Raw genomic sequence first — 14,907 nt, 5'->3', positions numbered from 1 at the left:
GACTTTTGAATATGCCGTGACGGGCGGCTAAGATTGTCGCCGTCGCGGTCGAATAGAGATCGGGGCTTTGTTGGACGCGTGTCCAGCCAAGTCCTATCGGGCAGGGACACTCCCGGCTGCCCGGGGGAAGACGAAAAAGGCACCAACATGGGTCTGCAGGCTCTTTTTTTCTATATCTTCGCCTTTGTCGCGGTGGCGTCGGCGTTCATGGTTATCTCGGCGCGGAATCCGGTCCATTCGGTCCTGTTCCTCATCCTGGTGTTCTTTAATGCCGCCGGCCTCTTCCTCCTGATGGGGGCGGAATTCCTGGCGATGATCCTGCTGGTCGTCTACGTCGGCGCCGTTGCGGTTCTCTTCCTCTTTGTCGTCATGATGCTCGACATTGATTTCTCCGAGCTCAGGGCGGGCATTCTGGAATATGCTCCGATCGGTGCGCTGATCGGCATCATCCTCGCCGCCGAGCTGATCGTCGTCATTGGCGGCAGCGTGATTTCGCCTGTCATCGCCAAGTCGGTCGCAATGCCGATCCCCGCGGTGACGACCCGGACGAACACCGCCGCGCTCGGCGACGTGCTCTATACCAACTACGTTTATTTCTTCGAGATCGCCGGCCTTGTGCTCCTGGTCGCGATGATCGGCGCGATCGTGCTGACGCTGAAGCATCGCACCCACATCAAGCGCCAGAACATTCCCCAACAGGTCGCCCGCACGCCCGCGACTGCCGTCGAGGTGGTCAAGGTCAAGCCGGGGCAGGGCGTCTAAGGCGAGCACGAGGGTCAAAGGAACAAGAATATGGTCATCGGACTTTCCCACTACCTGACGGTCAGCGCCATCCTTTTCGTGCTCGGCGTCTTCGGCATCTTCCTTAACCGCAAGAACGTCATCATCATCCTGATGTCGATCGAACTCATCCTGCTCGCGGTCAACATCAACATGGTCGCCTTCTCGTCGTTCCTCAACGATATCGTCGGCCAGGTCTTCGCTCTGTTCATTCTGACCGTCGCTGCTGCCGAAGCGGCTATCGGTCTTGCAATTCTCGTCGTCTTCTACCGCAACCGCGGTTCCATCGCGGTCGAAGACGTCAACATGATGAAGGGCTGATACAGCTATGTTTTTATATAAGGCTATCGTCTTTCTTCCCCTGATCGGCGCGATCATCGCTGGCCTGTTCGGCCGCGGGATCGGCGCCAAGGCTTCGGAATATGTCACCAGCGGCTTGATGATCATCGCCGCGGTTCTGTCCTGGATCGTCTTCTTCACAGTTGCGCTCGGCCACACCGATGGCCCGATCAAAGTCGAAGTGCTGCGTTGGATCCAGTCCGGCGGCATCGACGTCTCCTGGACGCTGCGCATCGATACGCTGACCTCGGTGATGCTGATCGTCGTGAACACGGTTTCGACCCTGGTTCATATCTACTCGATCGGATACATGCATCACGATCCGCATCGTCCGCGCTTCTTCGCCTACCTCTCGCTCTTCACTTTCGCCATGCTGATGCTGGTGACCTCCGACAACCTCGCGCAGATGTTCTTCGGCTGGGAAGGCGTCGGTCTGGCCTCCTATCTGCTCATCGGCTTCTGGTTCAAGAAGCCCTCGGCGTCCGCTGCCGCGATAAAGGCCTTCATCGTCAACCGCGTTGGCGACTTCGGTTTCGTGCTCGGCATTGCCGGCGTCTTCGTTCTCTTCGGCTCGATCAATTTCGACGTCATCTTCGGCAACGCTCAGAGCTTTGCTGCAGGGCAGGGCGGTCAGCCGGGTGATATCGTGCTCAACCTCTTCGGCATGCATCTTGATCGCGCACATGCACTGACCGGCGTCTGCCTGCTGCTCTTCATGGGCGCGATGGGCAAGTCGGCGCAGTTCCTGCTGCACACATGGCTGCCGGACGCCATGGAAGGCCCGACCCCGGTGTCGGCGCTCATCCATGCCGCGACCATGGTCACTGCCGGTGTCTTCCTTGTCGCCCGCATGTCGCCGATCTTCGAACTGTCCCCGGATGCCCTGATATTCGTAACCGTCATCGGTGCGATCACCGCCTTCTTCGCGGCGACGGTCGGCCTTGTGCAGAACGACATCAAGCGCGTCATCGCCTATTCGACCTGTTCGCAGCTCGGCTATATGTTCGTCGCTCTCGGCGTCGGTGCTTATGGTGCCGCCATCTTCCACCTGTTTACGCACGCCTTCTTCAAGGCGCTTCTGTTCCTTGGTGCCGGTTCGGTCATCCACGCCGTCGACGGCGAGCAGGACATGCGTCACATGGGCGGTCTGCGTAAGCATATCCCGCTCACCTTCTGGATGATGACCATCGGCACGCTGGCGCTGACCGGCTTCGGCATCCCTTTCACGCATATTGGTTTTGCCGGTTATGTCTCCAAGGATGCGATCATCGAAGCGGCCTATGCTTCGCATAGCCCGGTCGCCGGCTTCGCCTTCACGCTCCTGGTCATCGCCGCGCTGTTCACCAGCTTCTACTCCTGGCGTCTGGCTTTCCTGACGTTCTTCGGCAAGCCGCGCGCTTCGCACGAGGTCATGCACCATGTGCATGAATCGCCGAACGTCATGCTGATCCCGCTCTATCTGCTGGCGCTGGGTGCCGTTCTCGCCGGTATGGTGTTCAGCAGCCACTTCGTTGGTGAAGCCTATGGCGAATTCTGGAAGTCGGCGCTCTTCACCCTGCCGGACAACCATGTCCTCGAAGAGATGGAGCATGTTCCTACATGGGTCAGCGTCAGCCCCTTCGTCGCCATGGCTATCGGCTTCGTGCTGGCCTGGTACATGTATATCAAGTCGCCGGAAACGCCGCGCATCCTGGCGCAGCAGCATCGCGTGCTCTACGAGTTCCTCTTGAACAAGTGGTACTTCGACGAGCTCTATGACTTCCTCTTCGTTCGCACTGCCAAGGCGCTTGGTCGCTTCCTCTGGCAGAAGGGCGATATCGGGGTCATCGACACGCTCGGCCCGAACGGTGTTGCCGCCCGCGTCGTCGATGTCACCAACCGCGTCGTTCGCCTGCAGACTGGTTACCTCTATCACTATGCCTTCGCAATGCTGCTCGGCATTGCGGCCCTCGTTACCTGGATGATGCTCGGGAGTTCCCTCTGATGACCGATTGGCCTATTCTTTCAACGGTCACGTTTCTGCCCCTGGTTGGCGTTCTTCTCCTGCTGTTCATGCGGGATGATGGACCCAACGGCCGCCGCAACATCCTGAACGTATCGCTGCTGACCACGGTCTTCACCTTCGTCGTCTCGCTGTTCGTGTGGATTGGCTTCGACAATGCCAATCCCGGCTTCCAGATGATCGAGAAGCATGACTGGCTCAGCTCCGGCATCAGCTATCACATGGGCGTCGACGGCATTTCCATGCTGTTCGTCATCCTCACCACCTTCCTGATGCCCTTCTGCGTGCTGGCGAGCTGGCTCTCGGTCGAGAAGCGCCTGAAGGACTACATGATCGCCTTCCTCGTCCTCGAGACGATGATGGTCGGCGTCTTCACGTCGCTGGATATCGTGCTGTTCTACGTCTTCTTCGAAGCCGGTCTGATCCCGATGTTCCTGATCATCGGCGTCTGGGGCGGCAAGGATCGCGTCTACGCCAGCTACAAGTTCTTCCTCTATACCCTGCTCGGCTCGGTGCTGATGCTGCTCGCCATCATGGCGATGTACTGGCAGGCCGGCACGACGGATATCCCGACGCTGCTTGCCTACAAGTTCCCGCCGCAGATGCAGACATGGCTATGGCTGGCTTTCTTCGCCTCCTTCGCGGTGAAGATGCCGATGTGGCCGGTTCACACCTGGTTGCCCGACGCGCACGTTCAGGCGCCGACGGCGGGCTCGGTCATCCTGGCCGGTATTCTTCTGAAGCTCGGCGGCTATGGTCTCATTCGCTTCTCGATCGGCATGTTCCCGAATGCGTCGGAGTATTTCGCGCCGCTCGTCTTTGCTCTGTCGGTCATCGCCATCATCTACACTTCGCTGGTGGCGATGATGCAGGAAGACATCAAGAAGCTGATCGCCTACTCTTCGGTCGCGCACATGGGCTATGTCACCATGGGCATCTTTGCGGCGAACCAGCAGGGTGTTCAGGGCGCAATCTTCCAGATGCTGTCGCATGGCATCGTCTCCGGCGCGCTCTTCCTTTGCGTCGGCGTGATCTACGACCGCACCCATACCCGCGAGATCGCGGCCTATGGCGGCCTCGTCAATAACATGCCGAAATATGCCGTCGCGATGATGGTCTTCACCATGGCCAATGTCGGCCTGCCCGGCACTTCCGGCTTCATCGGTGAATTCCTGACCCTGATCGGCGTCTTCCGCGCCAATACCTGGGTTGCGCTGTTCGCTGCGACCGGCGTCATTCTTTCAGCCGCTTACGCGCTTTGGCTCTATCGTCGCGTCATCTTCGGCGCGCTGGAAAAGGAAAACCTGAAGAAGTTGCTGGATCTGTCGCCGCGTGAGCAGCTCATTCTCTATCCGTTGATCGCGCTGACGATCTTCTTCGGCGTCTATCCGGCTCCGATCTTCGATGCGACGGCCGCTTCGGTAGACTTGCTCGTGAACAACTACACCGCAGCCCTGCACGCCGCGCAGAATGTTGCGCTGTCGATGAAATGATGACGGGACTTTTTCGACATGACTGCTGACACAATTCTTGCAAGCCTGCATCTTTCCATCCCGGAGCTCATCCTCGCGGTCGGTGCACTTGTGCTGCTCATGATCGGCGTCTTCGCAGGCGAACGGTCAGGACCGACCGTCACCGGTCTTGCCATTGCGGTTCTCGCGGTGGCCGGTCTCTGGATCATCTTCGTGCCGGGCGAGGGCCTGGCTTACGGCGGTGCCTATCTTGCCGATGGGTTCTCGCGCTTCATGAAGATCGTCGCCCTGATCGGCTCGATCGTCGCCATGTTCATGAGCATGGGGCAGGCGCGCGAGCAGCAGCTCGACCGCTTCGAATTCCCGGTGCTGCTGCTGCTGGCGACCCTCGGCATCCTGTTGATGATCTCGGCGCATGACCTGATCTCGCTCTATCTGTCGCTGGAGCTGCAGTCGCTGGCGCTCTACGTCGTTGCCGCTATCAACCGCGACAGCATCAAGTCGACGGAAGCTGGCCTGAAGTATTTCGTGCTCGGTGCGCTCTCCTCGGGCATGCTGCTGTACGGTATGTCGCTGGTCTACGGCTTCACGGGTCACACCACCTTCGACGCCATCGCCACGGCGCTCAACGCCGAGACTCGCTCGCTCGGCCTCGTCTTCGGTCTGGTCTTCGTTCTCGCTGGCTTGGCCTTCAAGATTTCCGCCGTGCCGTTCCACATGTGGACGCCGGACGTCTATGAAGGTGCGCCGACCCCGGTCACGGCCTTCTTCGCCGCCGCGCCGAAGGTTGCGGCCATGGCGATCCTGACCCGTATCGTTGTCACCGCTTTCCAGCCGGTGCTTGCCGACTGGCAGCAGATCATCGTTTTCATCTCGATCGCTTCGATGTTGCTTGGCTCCTTCGCCGCGATCGGTCAGCGCAACTTCAAGCGACTGATGGCCTATTCCTCCATCGGTCACATGGGCTACGCGCTGGTCGGCCTCGCCGCCGGCAACAAGACTGGTGTCTCCGGTGTCATGCTTTACATGGTCATCTACATGGTCATGACGCTCGGCACCTTCGCCATCATCATGGCAATGCGCCGTAAGGACGGTCGTCAGGTTGAGAATGTCGACGATCTCGCCGGCCTTTCCACGACCAATCCCTTCATGGCGGTCGTGCTGACGGCGCTGATGTTCTCGCTTGCCGGTATCCCGCCGCTCGCCGGCTTCTTCGGGAAGTACTTCGTGTTCGTCGCGGCCATTCAGGCCCATCTCTATGCGCTTGCCATCATCGGCGTTCTCGCATCGGTCGTCGGCGCCTACTATTATCTGCGCGTCATCAAGGTGATGTGGTTCGATGAAGCCACGGACGAATTCACTCGCACGGCCGGTTCGCTGCGTCTGGTCTTCGGCCTTTCCGGTCTCTTCGTCATCACCTACGTCTTCTTCGGCGGTGCTATCGGCGGTGCAGCCGATCTCGCTGCCGCGACGCTGTTTTGATGGCGTCTGACACGAACGGCCGGAAGTCGCTCGCCGACTTCCGGCATGATGCCCTTTCAGAGACTGCGTCCACCAATAGCGAATGCCTGGAGCGGGCGCGGGCAGGCGATGCCGGCAATCTCTGGGTGACGGCGGGCCGCCAGACGGGCGGCCGCGGACGCCGCGGGCGCCCTTGGGTGTCCGAACGCGGTAATCTCTATGCTTCCCTTCTTCTGATCGATCCGGCTCCGATGGATCGCCTCGGCTCCTTGCCGCTGGCAGTCGCAGTTGGCGTACATCAGGCGGTGCGCAGCGTACTGCCTCTGGCCGCGGAGCCTGTCGAGGTCAAGTGGCCGAACGATATCCTGATCGGCCGCAAGAAGACCTGCGGCATTCTGATCGAGGGGGAGGCTCTTTCCGACGGGCGCTATGCACTGGTCATCGGCATCGGCATCAATGTTGCCGTCAAGCCGGAAAACCCGCTCTATCCGGTCACTTGCCTGCACGAGCACGGCTCGACAGTATCGCCGGAGGAGCTGTTTGCGCATCTCTATGCGTCCATGGCCGAGGCGCTGGCAGTCTGGAATGGCGGAAAAGGTATTCGGGAGATGACCGCCCGTTGGCGCAAGGTTGCCTGCGGCATCGGTGAAAAGATCACCGTGAACCTGCCGGACCGTTCGATTTCCGGCCATTTCGCCGGAATCGATGATAATGGCTTGTTGATGCTCGATACAGGCGGCGGCAAGATTTTGCCGATCGCCGCGGGCGATGTTTTTTTCAGATCGTAGGTAAAAGATAGATATGGCAAACCAAGACGAACTGGTGTTTTTGCCACTCGGCGGCGTCGGCGAGATCGGCATGAATCTCGCACTTTACGGCTACGGCGCGCCGGAGCATCGCCAGTGGATCATGGTCGATTGCGGGGTCACCTTTCCGGGGCCGGATCTGCCGGGCGTCGATCTCGTGCTCCCCGATATCCGTTTCCTCGCCAAGGAACGCAAGAATCTCAAGGGCATCATCATCACGCATGCTCATGAGGATCACTACGGCGCACTGAACGACCTCTGGCCAGGCCTGAACGTCCCCGTTTATGCGTCGGCCTTTACCGCAGGTTTACTGGAAGCCAAGCGCGACTATGAGAAGGCGATGGGCGAGATTCCCATCACGCCGTTCAAGGCCGGCGATCGTATCAATGTCGGCCCCTTTAGCATCGAAGGCGTGGCCGTCAATCACTCGATCCCCGAACCGATGTCGCTGATGATTCGTACGCCGGTCGGCAATGTCATCCATACCGGCGACTGGAAGATCGACCACGAGCCATCGCTTGGACCGCTGACTGACGAGGCGCGTTTCCGGCAGCTCGGCGATGAAGGCGTGCTGGCGCTGATGTGCGACTCCACCAATGCGTTGCGCGACGGCGTCTCTCCCTCGGAAAAGGACGTATCAGAAAGCCTGCGCAAGATCATCGAGGATGCCGAGGGCCGGGTGGCGATCACTACCTTCTCCTCGAATGTCGGCCGTATCCGCACTATCGCTGAAGCCGCCGAGGCGGCGGGTCGTGAGATATTGCTGCTTGGCAGTTCGCTGAAGCGTGTTGTCGATGTCGCCCGTGACATCGGTATCATGGAGGGCATCAAGCCGTTCATCGCCGAAGACGAATATGGCTATATCCCGCGCGACAAAGTCGTCGTCATCCTGACCGGCAGCCAGGGCGAGCCGCGCGCCGCCCTTGCCAAACTCTCGCGCGACGAGATGCGCAATGTCGCGCTCGCTGCCGGCGATATTGTTGTTTTCTCTTCCCGCCCCATTCCCGGCAATGAGAAGGCCATTCAGGATATCAAGAACGGCCTCACCGAGCAGGGCGTGCATGTGGTGACGGATGCCGAAGCGCTAGTCCACGTCTCCGGCCACCCGCGCCGCAACGAACTGCAGAGGATGTATGAATGGACGCGGCCGAAGGTCGTGGTGCCGGTGCACGGCGAAGCGACGCATCTGACCGCGCACAAGGAACTGGCCGAACAATCGGGCATCTCCATCGTGCCTCGGGTCCGCAATGGCGATATTTTGCGGCTGGCACCGGGGCCAGTCGAGGTGATTGGCGAAGCGCCGCATGGCCGCATCTTCAAGGACGGCATGCTGATCGGCGATTTTGACGAGATGGGCATTGGCGAGCGCAAGAAGCTCTCCTATGTCGGCCATGTCGCTGTTAACGTCGTGCTCGATGCCCGCTATGAGATCGTCGGCGATCCTGATCTCGTGGCGATCGGCCTGCCGGCCTATGACGACGAGGGCGAAGAGATGGAGGATACGCTCTTCGACGCCATCGTCAGCGCCATCGAGAGTATTCCGCGCGCACGCCGCAAGGACATCGACATGCTGCAGGAAGCGGTGCGTCGCGCCGTGCGCGCCGCCGCCAACCACGGCTGGGGCAAGAAGCCTGTCGTGACGGTGTTCGTCACGCGCGTCACGGGGCAATAGCCATTTCGATCTGAATGAGGAAAAAGGGGACAGCCATGCTCGGGCGCATCAATCACATTGCGATTGCCGTCCCTGACGTGGCTGTCGCTTCCGCCACTTACCGCGACACGCTTGGCGCCAAGGTATCGGCGCCGCAATTGCTATCGGAACACGGCGTCACCGTCGTTTTTATCGAATTGCCGAATACCAAGGTTGAGCTGTTGGAACCGCTCGGCGATGCCTCGCCCATATCGGCCTTCCTTGCCAAGAATCCCGATGGCGGCATGCATCATATCTGTTACGAGGTGGACGATCTTTTGGCGGCACGTGATCAGCTTCTTGCCGCCGGTGCCCGCGTGCTTGGTAATGGCGAGCCGAAGATCGGCGCTCACGGCAAGCCGGTGCTCTTCCTGCATCCCAAGGACTTCTTCGGGACTCTCATTGAACTCGAGCAGCGCACGACTCCTTAAATCCGAGCGGATTTAAGGAAAAGGTTTGTGCGCAATCCAAAATACTACCGCGACGTTTGTGCGTCCAACAGGACGCGCGGCGCAGCAGTGTGACATTAGGGCGCTGAGCAGCACTTTGAAACGCGGGTCTTTTGGCTCTATAAGCTGGTTGGATGAGGAGAGGGCGGGCAGGTTTGCTGCCTGTCTTGAGGGAGCATAATGGCCCAGCAGATTTTTTCGACTTGCGCCGTCTATTTCGTTGTCTGGTGGATCACGCTTTTTGCCGTTCTGCCGTTTGGTTTACGTACACAAGCCGAAGACAATCACGTGATCCTCGGCACCGTCGAAAGTGCACCGACGAAATTCCGCGGCTGGAGGGTGATGCTGATCACGACACTGGTGTCCGGCGTGATCTATGCCGCATGGTACGTCAGTGCGCACTATTTCGGCTTTGGCTTCAACTCGATCCCGCCGATCATTCCGCGCTATGACGGCTGATGCTTCCGAAATTTTTTCGCTATTTTCGGACGAAAATCATGCGCCACTGAATAGCCGTCAATCCGTCATACCCCTGTCATCTGTCTGAGGCAAAGAGGCTGCGCAACGCCGGTCCTTCCGTTACGTGAGTTGGTTACGTCGGGAGGATGGTTGAAAGCCTGTCGGACCGAAGAAGCGGGTGATCGATCGAGGCAAGAAAGCAAAAAAAAACAAGGCCATAAGCCTTGTTTTAAAGTATCGCGTGATCCTTATCCGTTGCCGGGGCTGCGAGCGAGCGCGCCTAAGATCTGATCCTCCCAAGACTTGACCGCGAAACGACAAGAATTTAGCCTTCTTGCCTCTTTTGTGAGCTAAAATTAGCTCAAAGATTGAGCTTTGTCATCTGTTTTTTTGCATTTTTGCTACAGTCGCGCAGAATTTTTCTGTTGACAGATTTCCCTTACAAATCCTTATAAACGTGCATTTTTTCGAATTTATCAAAATGCATGATATCGCCTTGCGTTTGCGGGTGTTCACTCGGTTTGCGCGCGCTAATGCGGGTTTCTTTCCTGCGCCGAAGCGGTTATGAACGCCTCCAGCAGTCAATTTTTTAGCGATTCCGCCGGACGCGGAACGTCAAACCATCTGGAATCACCCCATGCGTCTGTCTCGTTACTTCATGCCCATTCTGAAGGAAAATCCCAAAGAGGCTGAAATCGTTTCTCATCGGCTGATGTTGCGCGCCGGTATGATCCGCCAGCAGTCGCAGGGCATTTATTCCTGGCTGCCGCTGGGCAAGCGCGTTCTCGACAAGGTCAACAATATCATACGCGAGGAACAGAACCGTTCCGGCGCCATCGAGCTGCTGATGCCGACGCTGCAGTCGGCTGAGCTCTGGCAGGAAAGTGGCCGCTATGACGCCTATGGCAAGGAGATGCTGCGCATCCAGGACCGCCAGGAGCGCCCCATGCTCTACGGGCCGACCAATGAGGAGATGGTCACCGACATCTTCCGTTCCTACGTTAAGTCCTACAAGGACCTGCCGCTGAACCTCTATCATATCCAACTTAAGTTCCGCGACGAGATCCGTCCGCGCTTCGGTACGATGCGCTCGCGCGAATTCATGATGAAGGACGCCTATTCCTTCGATCTGACGCTTGAAGGCGCCGTGCATGCTTATAACAAGATGTTCACCGCGTATCTGCGCACCTTCGACCGTCTTGGCCTGAGAGCAATCCCGATGCGCGCCGACACCGGCCCCATCGGCGGCGAGCTCAGCCATGAGTTCATCATCCTCGCCGACACCGGCGAATCGGAGGTCTTCTGCCACAAGGATTTCATCAATTTCGATATCCCCGCGGAAGACACGAACTTTGATGATGTCGCAGGGCTGAAGGGCATCTTCGACAAGTGGACATCGCTTTATGCGGCAACCTCCGAGATGCATGACGAGGCGGCCTTCAATGCGATTCCCGAAGGCGAGCGCCTGTCGGCCCGCGGCATCGAAGTCGGTCACATCTTCTATTTCGGAACCAAATATTCCGAGCCGATGGGCGCGAAAGTGCAGGGTCCTGACGGTAAGGAGCATGCCGTCCACGGGGGATCTTACGGTATTGGTCCGACACGCCTTGTTCCCGCCATCATCGAAGCATCGCATGACGAAAACGGAATCATCTGGCCGGCTTCGGTCGCCCCCTTTGATGCCGTCGTGATCAACATGAAGGCCGGCGATCAGGCCTGCGATGCCGCTTGCGAAACGGTCTATGCAGCGCTTTCGAAGGCCGGCAAGGATGTGCTGCTCGACGACAGGGACGATCGCGCCGGAACGAAGTTTGCCACCGCCGATCTGATCGGCGTGCCCGTGCAGATTATCGTCGGGCCGCGTTCGATCGCGAACGGCGAAGTGGAAGTCAAGGATCGAAAGACCGGCGCCCGCGAGACGATGACCGTCGAAGCGGCGATCAATCGGCTGGCAGGCTGATAAAACCGATAGGAAGAAAAGCGAATGGCGGTAAGGGCGGCAGTGGAGCAGCAGGAGAAGGCTTTCAAAGCCAGCCCGTCATCGCGTCCGTTTTCCGGTTTCGAGCGGCTTGTCGCTTGGCGCTATCTTCGCGCTCGGCGCAAGGAGGCGTCGATTTCGGTCATCGCCGGCTTCTCGCTGGTCGGCATCATGCTCGGCGTCGCAGCTTTGATCATCGTCATGGCTGTCATGAATGGTTTTCGCGCTGAGCTCTTCAAGCAAATCCTCGGCTTCAACGGCCATGTCGTTGTCCAGCCCGTGGATTCGCCGCTAAATGATTATGCCTCGCTGGCGCAGAGACTGGCTGCCGTCCCCGGTGTCACCATGGCCTTGCCGCTCGTCGAGGGCGAGACGCTTGCCTCTGGCCGCGGCGGTTCCGGCACGGGCGCGCTCGTGCGCGGCATCCGGTCCGAAGACCTCACCAAGCTCAAGACCGTTTCAGACCACATCGTCGATGGCGACATGGTCGGCTTTGCCGCCGGCCAGGGCGTCATGGTCGGTTCGCGTCTGGCCCGGCAACTGGGTCTTACGGTCGGCGATCAGATTACGCTGACGGCGCCCGACGGTGATGTAACGCCCTTCGGGGTCAATCCGCGCGTCAAAGCCTATACGATCTCCGGCATCTTCGAAGTCGGCATGTCGGAATATGATTCCTCCGTGGTCTTCATGCCGCTGGAGGAAGCGCAGCTCTATTTCAACGCCGAAGGGATCGTCGAGAAGATCGAGCTGTTCGTCAGCAACCCGGATGATGTCGACGAGCTCAGGCCGAAGATCGAGGCGGCGGCGGGGCGGCAGGTCTTTCTGACCGACTGGCGTCAGGTCAACGAGACCTTCTTCTCGGCGCTGCAGGTTGAGCGCAACACCATGTTCATGATCCTCACGCTGATCGTCATCGTCGCCGCACTCAACATCATTTCCGGCCTGATCATGCTGGTGAAGGACAAGGGAAGCGATATCGCCATTTTGCGCACCATGGGCGCGACCTCCGGGGCGATCATGCGCATCTTCTTCATGACGGGTGCGGCAATCGGCATTGTCGGCACTGTCGCCGGCGTTGCCCTCGGTGTCGTCGTCTGCCTCAACATCGAATCGATTCGCCAGTTCTTCTCCTGGATATCTGGTACGGTGATCTTCAATCCCGAGGTCTACTTCCTCAGCAAGTTGCCCGCGGAAATGAATCTCGGCGAGACCATCTCAGTGGTCGTGATGGCGCTCACGCTGTCTTTCCTCGCCACGATCTTTCCGGCCTGGCGCGCCTCGCGGCTCGATCCGGTGCAGGCGCTACGGTACGAATAAGGAATTCCACATTTGATGAAACGCAACGTCGTTCTCCAGCTTACGGGCGTGGAGCGTCATTACGGGCAGGGCGAAACGCGTCTGTCGATCCTTAAAGGTGCCGATTTCGCCTTGAGCAGTGGCGAGATCGTTGCTCTTGTCGCACCGTCAGGAACGGGAAAGTCGACGCTTCTGCATGTCGCAGGCCTGCTCGAGCATCCCGATAGCGGCGAGGTGACGATCAACGGCCATGCCTGCGAGGGACTGTCCGATGAAAAGCGTACGGCCGTCCGTCGCAGCGAGATCGGCTTCGTCTATCAGTTCCACCATCTGCTGCCGGAGTTTTCGGCGCTGGAAAATATCATGATGCCGCAGTTGATTTCCGGTCTCTCCCGGAAAGAGGCGAGCGCCCGCGCTGCCCAGTTGCTCGACTATATGCGCATCGGCCACCGCGCCGACCATCGCCCGGCCGAGCTTTCCGGTGGTGAACAGCAGCGTGTCGCCATCGCCCGCGCTGTCGCCAACGCACCGCTGGTGCTTTTGGCCGACGAGCCGACCGGCAACCTCGATCCCGATACCGCCCACTATGTCTTCGACGCGCTCGAAGCACTGGTGCGGCAGTCGGGTCTTGCGGCATTGATCGCCACGCACAATCACGAACTCGCCGCTCGCATGGATCGCCGTGTCACCATCCATGACGGCAAGGTCGTCGAATTCTGACGGCGTCCGTCAGGGGACGATCAGCCCGCCGCGATAGTCCAACTCATAGGCCTTGCGCTCGTTCACCAAGATGACCTCATGGCCGATAAAATGATCGCAGCCGCCGGTGCTGCGGTCGACATAGCGGCCAAGCGGATGGTCGAATTCAAAGCCGCCGAGAAAGCGTTTCTCATCGAGGTAAAGCCGCATGAGCGCTGCCTTGATGACCATCCCTGCAGCCTTGCCATCGATCAGATCAGGCTCAACGATCCGTCCGAAATAGTTCATCGCCCAGACCGGTTCGTCATCGAGCCAGATCAGCTCCTGTCCGGCGAAATCCGTGCCGCCGAAATAACTGTCGAGATAGCGCCAGCGGCCGCCGGCATAGCCGATATCATGCGAACCGGTGCGGCAGGACGGCAGTCTTTCGCCGTCGCCGACATAGGTTTCGGCCTTCGCGGTGACAATAAAATCGTTCAGCTCGGCAAGATCCGGCACGGTCCTCTCCATTCATGATGAGAGGTCAGGATGCCATGCATGCCGCGACATGTAAAGAACATATAGTGAACAAATTGCTGTTCATTACTGGCTTATGCCGCAGCCCTTCTGACCGATATCGTCATTCCAATCCTGGATATTGATGGTCTTGGCTTCGGCCTTAAGGTCCTTGCCGCCCTTCGTCGCCTTGCCGGTCAGAACATTGTAGTCGCAGGTGAAGCCGGCATTGGGGTCAAGCGTGTCGCGGTAATTGTAGGTGTAGCCGGCAACCACGAAGGCATTGTTGCGAAAGGCGAGCGTCAGTGTCTGTTCCCAGCGTTCGCGCCCGACGGCATCGTTCTGCGAGACGACGGCGATCGAGCCGTTCGGCAGCGCCTTGATCGACGGTTCCTCGCCGACCATGCCGCCGGGCTCGATGTCGCCCGACACCTTGTCCGGCGCGGCGACCGCAAGCTTCAGCAGCGAATGCTCGTCGTCGCGCAGATAGATGTAGATGCCGATAGTGTTATCCGCTTGATCGTCGGGGGGCGATGCCACGAGCAGAGCGAGATCCGGCTTCCCGTCCTTGTTCCAGTCGCCTATCGCCGCGTCGATGATGCGCTGGGGCGCAACGGTAGTTTCGGCGGACACTGTCGTGGCCGCTGTAAGCGAGATGAGGGCTGCTAGAATTAGATGTTTCATGGTGATGTCCCCGTTCGCTTTTTCATAGCTTGGGGTTGTACTTCCGTCCATCGACACGCTCAAAAAACGATGATGAAATTTATTGATGCACCTATTGACTCTCGAACAAAAATAGAACAAAAAAGAAACATAACGAGTAAGGAGCGCGTAAATGACCGATATCATTCGAGACGTTGCAGCATTCACCTCCATCGTCATGTTTGTCGCCAGCTTTTCCCTGATCATGATGGCGATGTGAATCTTATCCCCACGGGTGTTGCGATGTGCCCGTGATTCATGAGGTCAACTTCTGGACTT

The 14,907-nt window shown here is 58.8% G+C and carries 14 protein-coding genes; 12 read left to right on the top strand and 2 right to left on the bottom strand.

What is annotated here, in order from left to right:
* Positions 1-147 precede the first annotated feature (147 nt).
* The 12 genes from FHT86_RS09210 (at position 148) to FHT86_RS09155 (ending at position 13,452) form a co-directional block, all read left to right on the top strand.
* Entirely contained in the window at positions 148-762 is a 615-nt protein-coding gene (locus tag FHT86_RS09210; protein ID WP_133707116.1) for an NADH-quinone oxidoreductase subunit J, read from the top strand.
* A gap of 30 nt (positions 763-792) precedes the next feature.
* On the top strand, positions 793-1,101 hold the full coding sequence (gene nuoK, locus FHT86_RS09205) for an NADH-quinone oxidoreductase subunit NuoK (RefSeq protein WP_120703848.1): 309 nt from the start codon (positions 793-795) through the stop codon (positions 1,099-1,101).
* A gap of 7 nt (positions 1,102-1,108) precedes the next feature.
* Entirely contained in the window at positions 1,109-3,103 is a 1,995-nt protein-coding gene (gene nuoL / locus FHT86_RS09200; protein ID WP_133706514.1) for an NADH-quinone oxidoreductase subunit L, read from the top strand.
* Complete coding sequence (locus FHT86_RS09195; RefSeq protein WP_133706513.1) at positions 3,103-4,614, top strand: NADH-quinone oxidoreductase subunit M; 1,512 nt, start codon at positions 3,103-3,105, stop codon at positions 4,612-4,614. The genes nuoL and FHT86_RS09195 overlap by 1 nt, the downstream gene beginning before the upstream one ends.
* Positions 4,615-4,632: 18 nt before the next feature.
* A complete protein-coding gene (gene nuoN / locus FHT86_RS09190; protein WP_133706512.1) occupies positions 4,633-6,075 on the top strand; it encodes an NADH-quinone oxidoreductase subunit NuoN in 1,443 nt (480 codons plus the stop codon).
* The gene (locus tag FHT86_RS09185; protein ID WP_133706511.1) at positions 6,075-6,842 is read left to right on the top strand and encodes a biotin--[acetyl-CoA-carboxylase] ligase; all 768 of its coding nucleotides are present in this window, start codon (positions 6,075-6,077) and stop codon (positions 6,840-6,842) included. The genes nuoN and FHT86_RS09185 overlap by 1 nt, the downstream gene beginning before the upstream one ends.
* A 13-nt stretch (positions 6,843-6,855) precedes the next feature.
* Positions 6,856-8,532, top strand: a complete 1,677-nt coding sequence (locus FHT86_RS09180; RefSeq protein ID WP_133706510.1) for a ribonuclease J — start codon at positions 6,856-6,858, stop codon at positions 8,530-8,532.
* Positions 8,533-8,567: 35 nt separating this feature from the next.
* Positions 8,568-8,981, top strand: coding sequence for a methylmalonyl-CoA epimerase (mce, locus tag FHT86_RS09175; protein ID WP_133706509.1), 414 nt, complete (start codon positions 8,568-8,570; stop codon positions 8,979-8,981).
* A 198-nt stretch (positions 8,982-9,179) separates the two neighbouring features.
* Complete coding sequence (locus tag FHT86_RS09170) at positions 9,180-9,458, top strand: DUF1467 family protein (protein WP_133706508.1); 279 nt, start codon at positions 9,180-9,182, stop codon at positions 9,456-9,458.
* 637 nt (positions 9,459-10,095) lie between these two features.
* Complete coding sequence (gene proS, locus FHT86_RS09165) at positions 10,096-11,418, top strand: proline--tRNA ligase (RefSeq protein ID WP_133706507.1); 1,323 nt, start codon at positions 10,096-10,098, stop codon at positions 11,416-11,418.
* A gap of 24 nt (positions 11,419-11,442) precedes the next feature.
* Positions 11,443-12,753 carry a lipoprotein-releasing ABC transporter permease subunit gene (locus FHT86_RS09160; RefSeq protein WP_133706506.1) on the top strand — a complete coding sequence of 437 codons (1,311 nt, stop codon included), beginning with the start codon at positions 11,443-11,445 and terminating at the stop codon, positions 12,751-12,753.
* 15 nt (positions 12,754-12,768) lie between these two features.
* Entirely contained in the window at positions 12,769-13,452 is a 684-nt protein-coding gene (locus FHT86_RS09155) for an ABC transporter ATP-binding protein (protein WP_133706505.1), read from the top strand.
* Positions 13,453-13,461: 9 nt separating this feature from the next.
* Here the strand turns inward: FHT86_RS09155 and FHT86_RS09150 are convergent, their stop codons facing one another.
* Together FHT86_RS09150 and FHT86_RS09145 are read right to left on the bottom strand one after the other, a co-directional pair.
* Entirely contained in the window at positions 13,462-13,929 is a 468-nt protein-coding gene (locus FHT86_RS09150) for a DUF5680 domain-containing protein (RefSeq protein ID WP_133706504.1), read from the bottom strand.
* An 84-nt stretch (positions 13,930-14,013) separates the two neighbouring features.
* A complete protein-coding gene (locus FHT86_RS09145; RefSeq protein WP_133706503.1) occupies positions 14,014-14,610 on the bottom strand; it encodes a hypothetical protein in 597 nt (198 codons plus the stop codon).
* Between the last annotated feature and the right edge of the window lie 297 nt (positions 14,611-14,907).

The organism is Rhizobium sp. BK313, from assembly GCF_014193655.1.
GTDB lineage: Bacteria > Pseudomonadota > Alphaproteobacteria > Rhizobiales > Rhizobiaceae > Rhizobium.
Note: the sequence above shows the minus strand (reverse complement) of the source record. Positions and strands in the feature narration are given on the sequence as shown.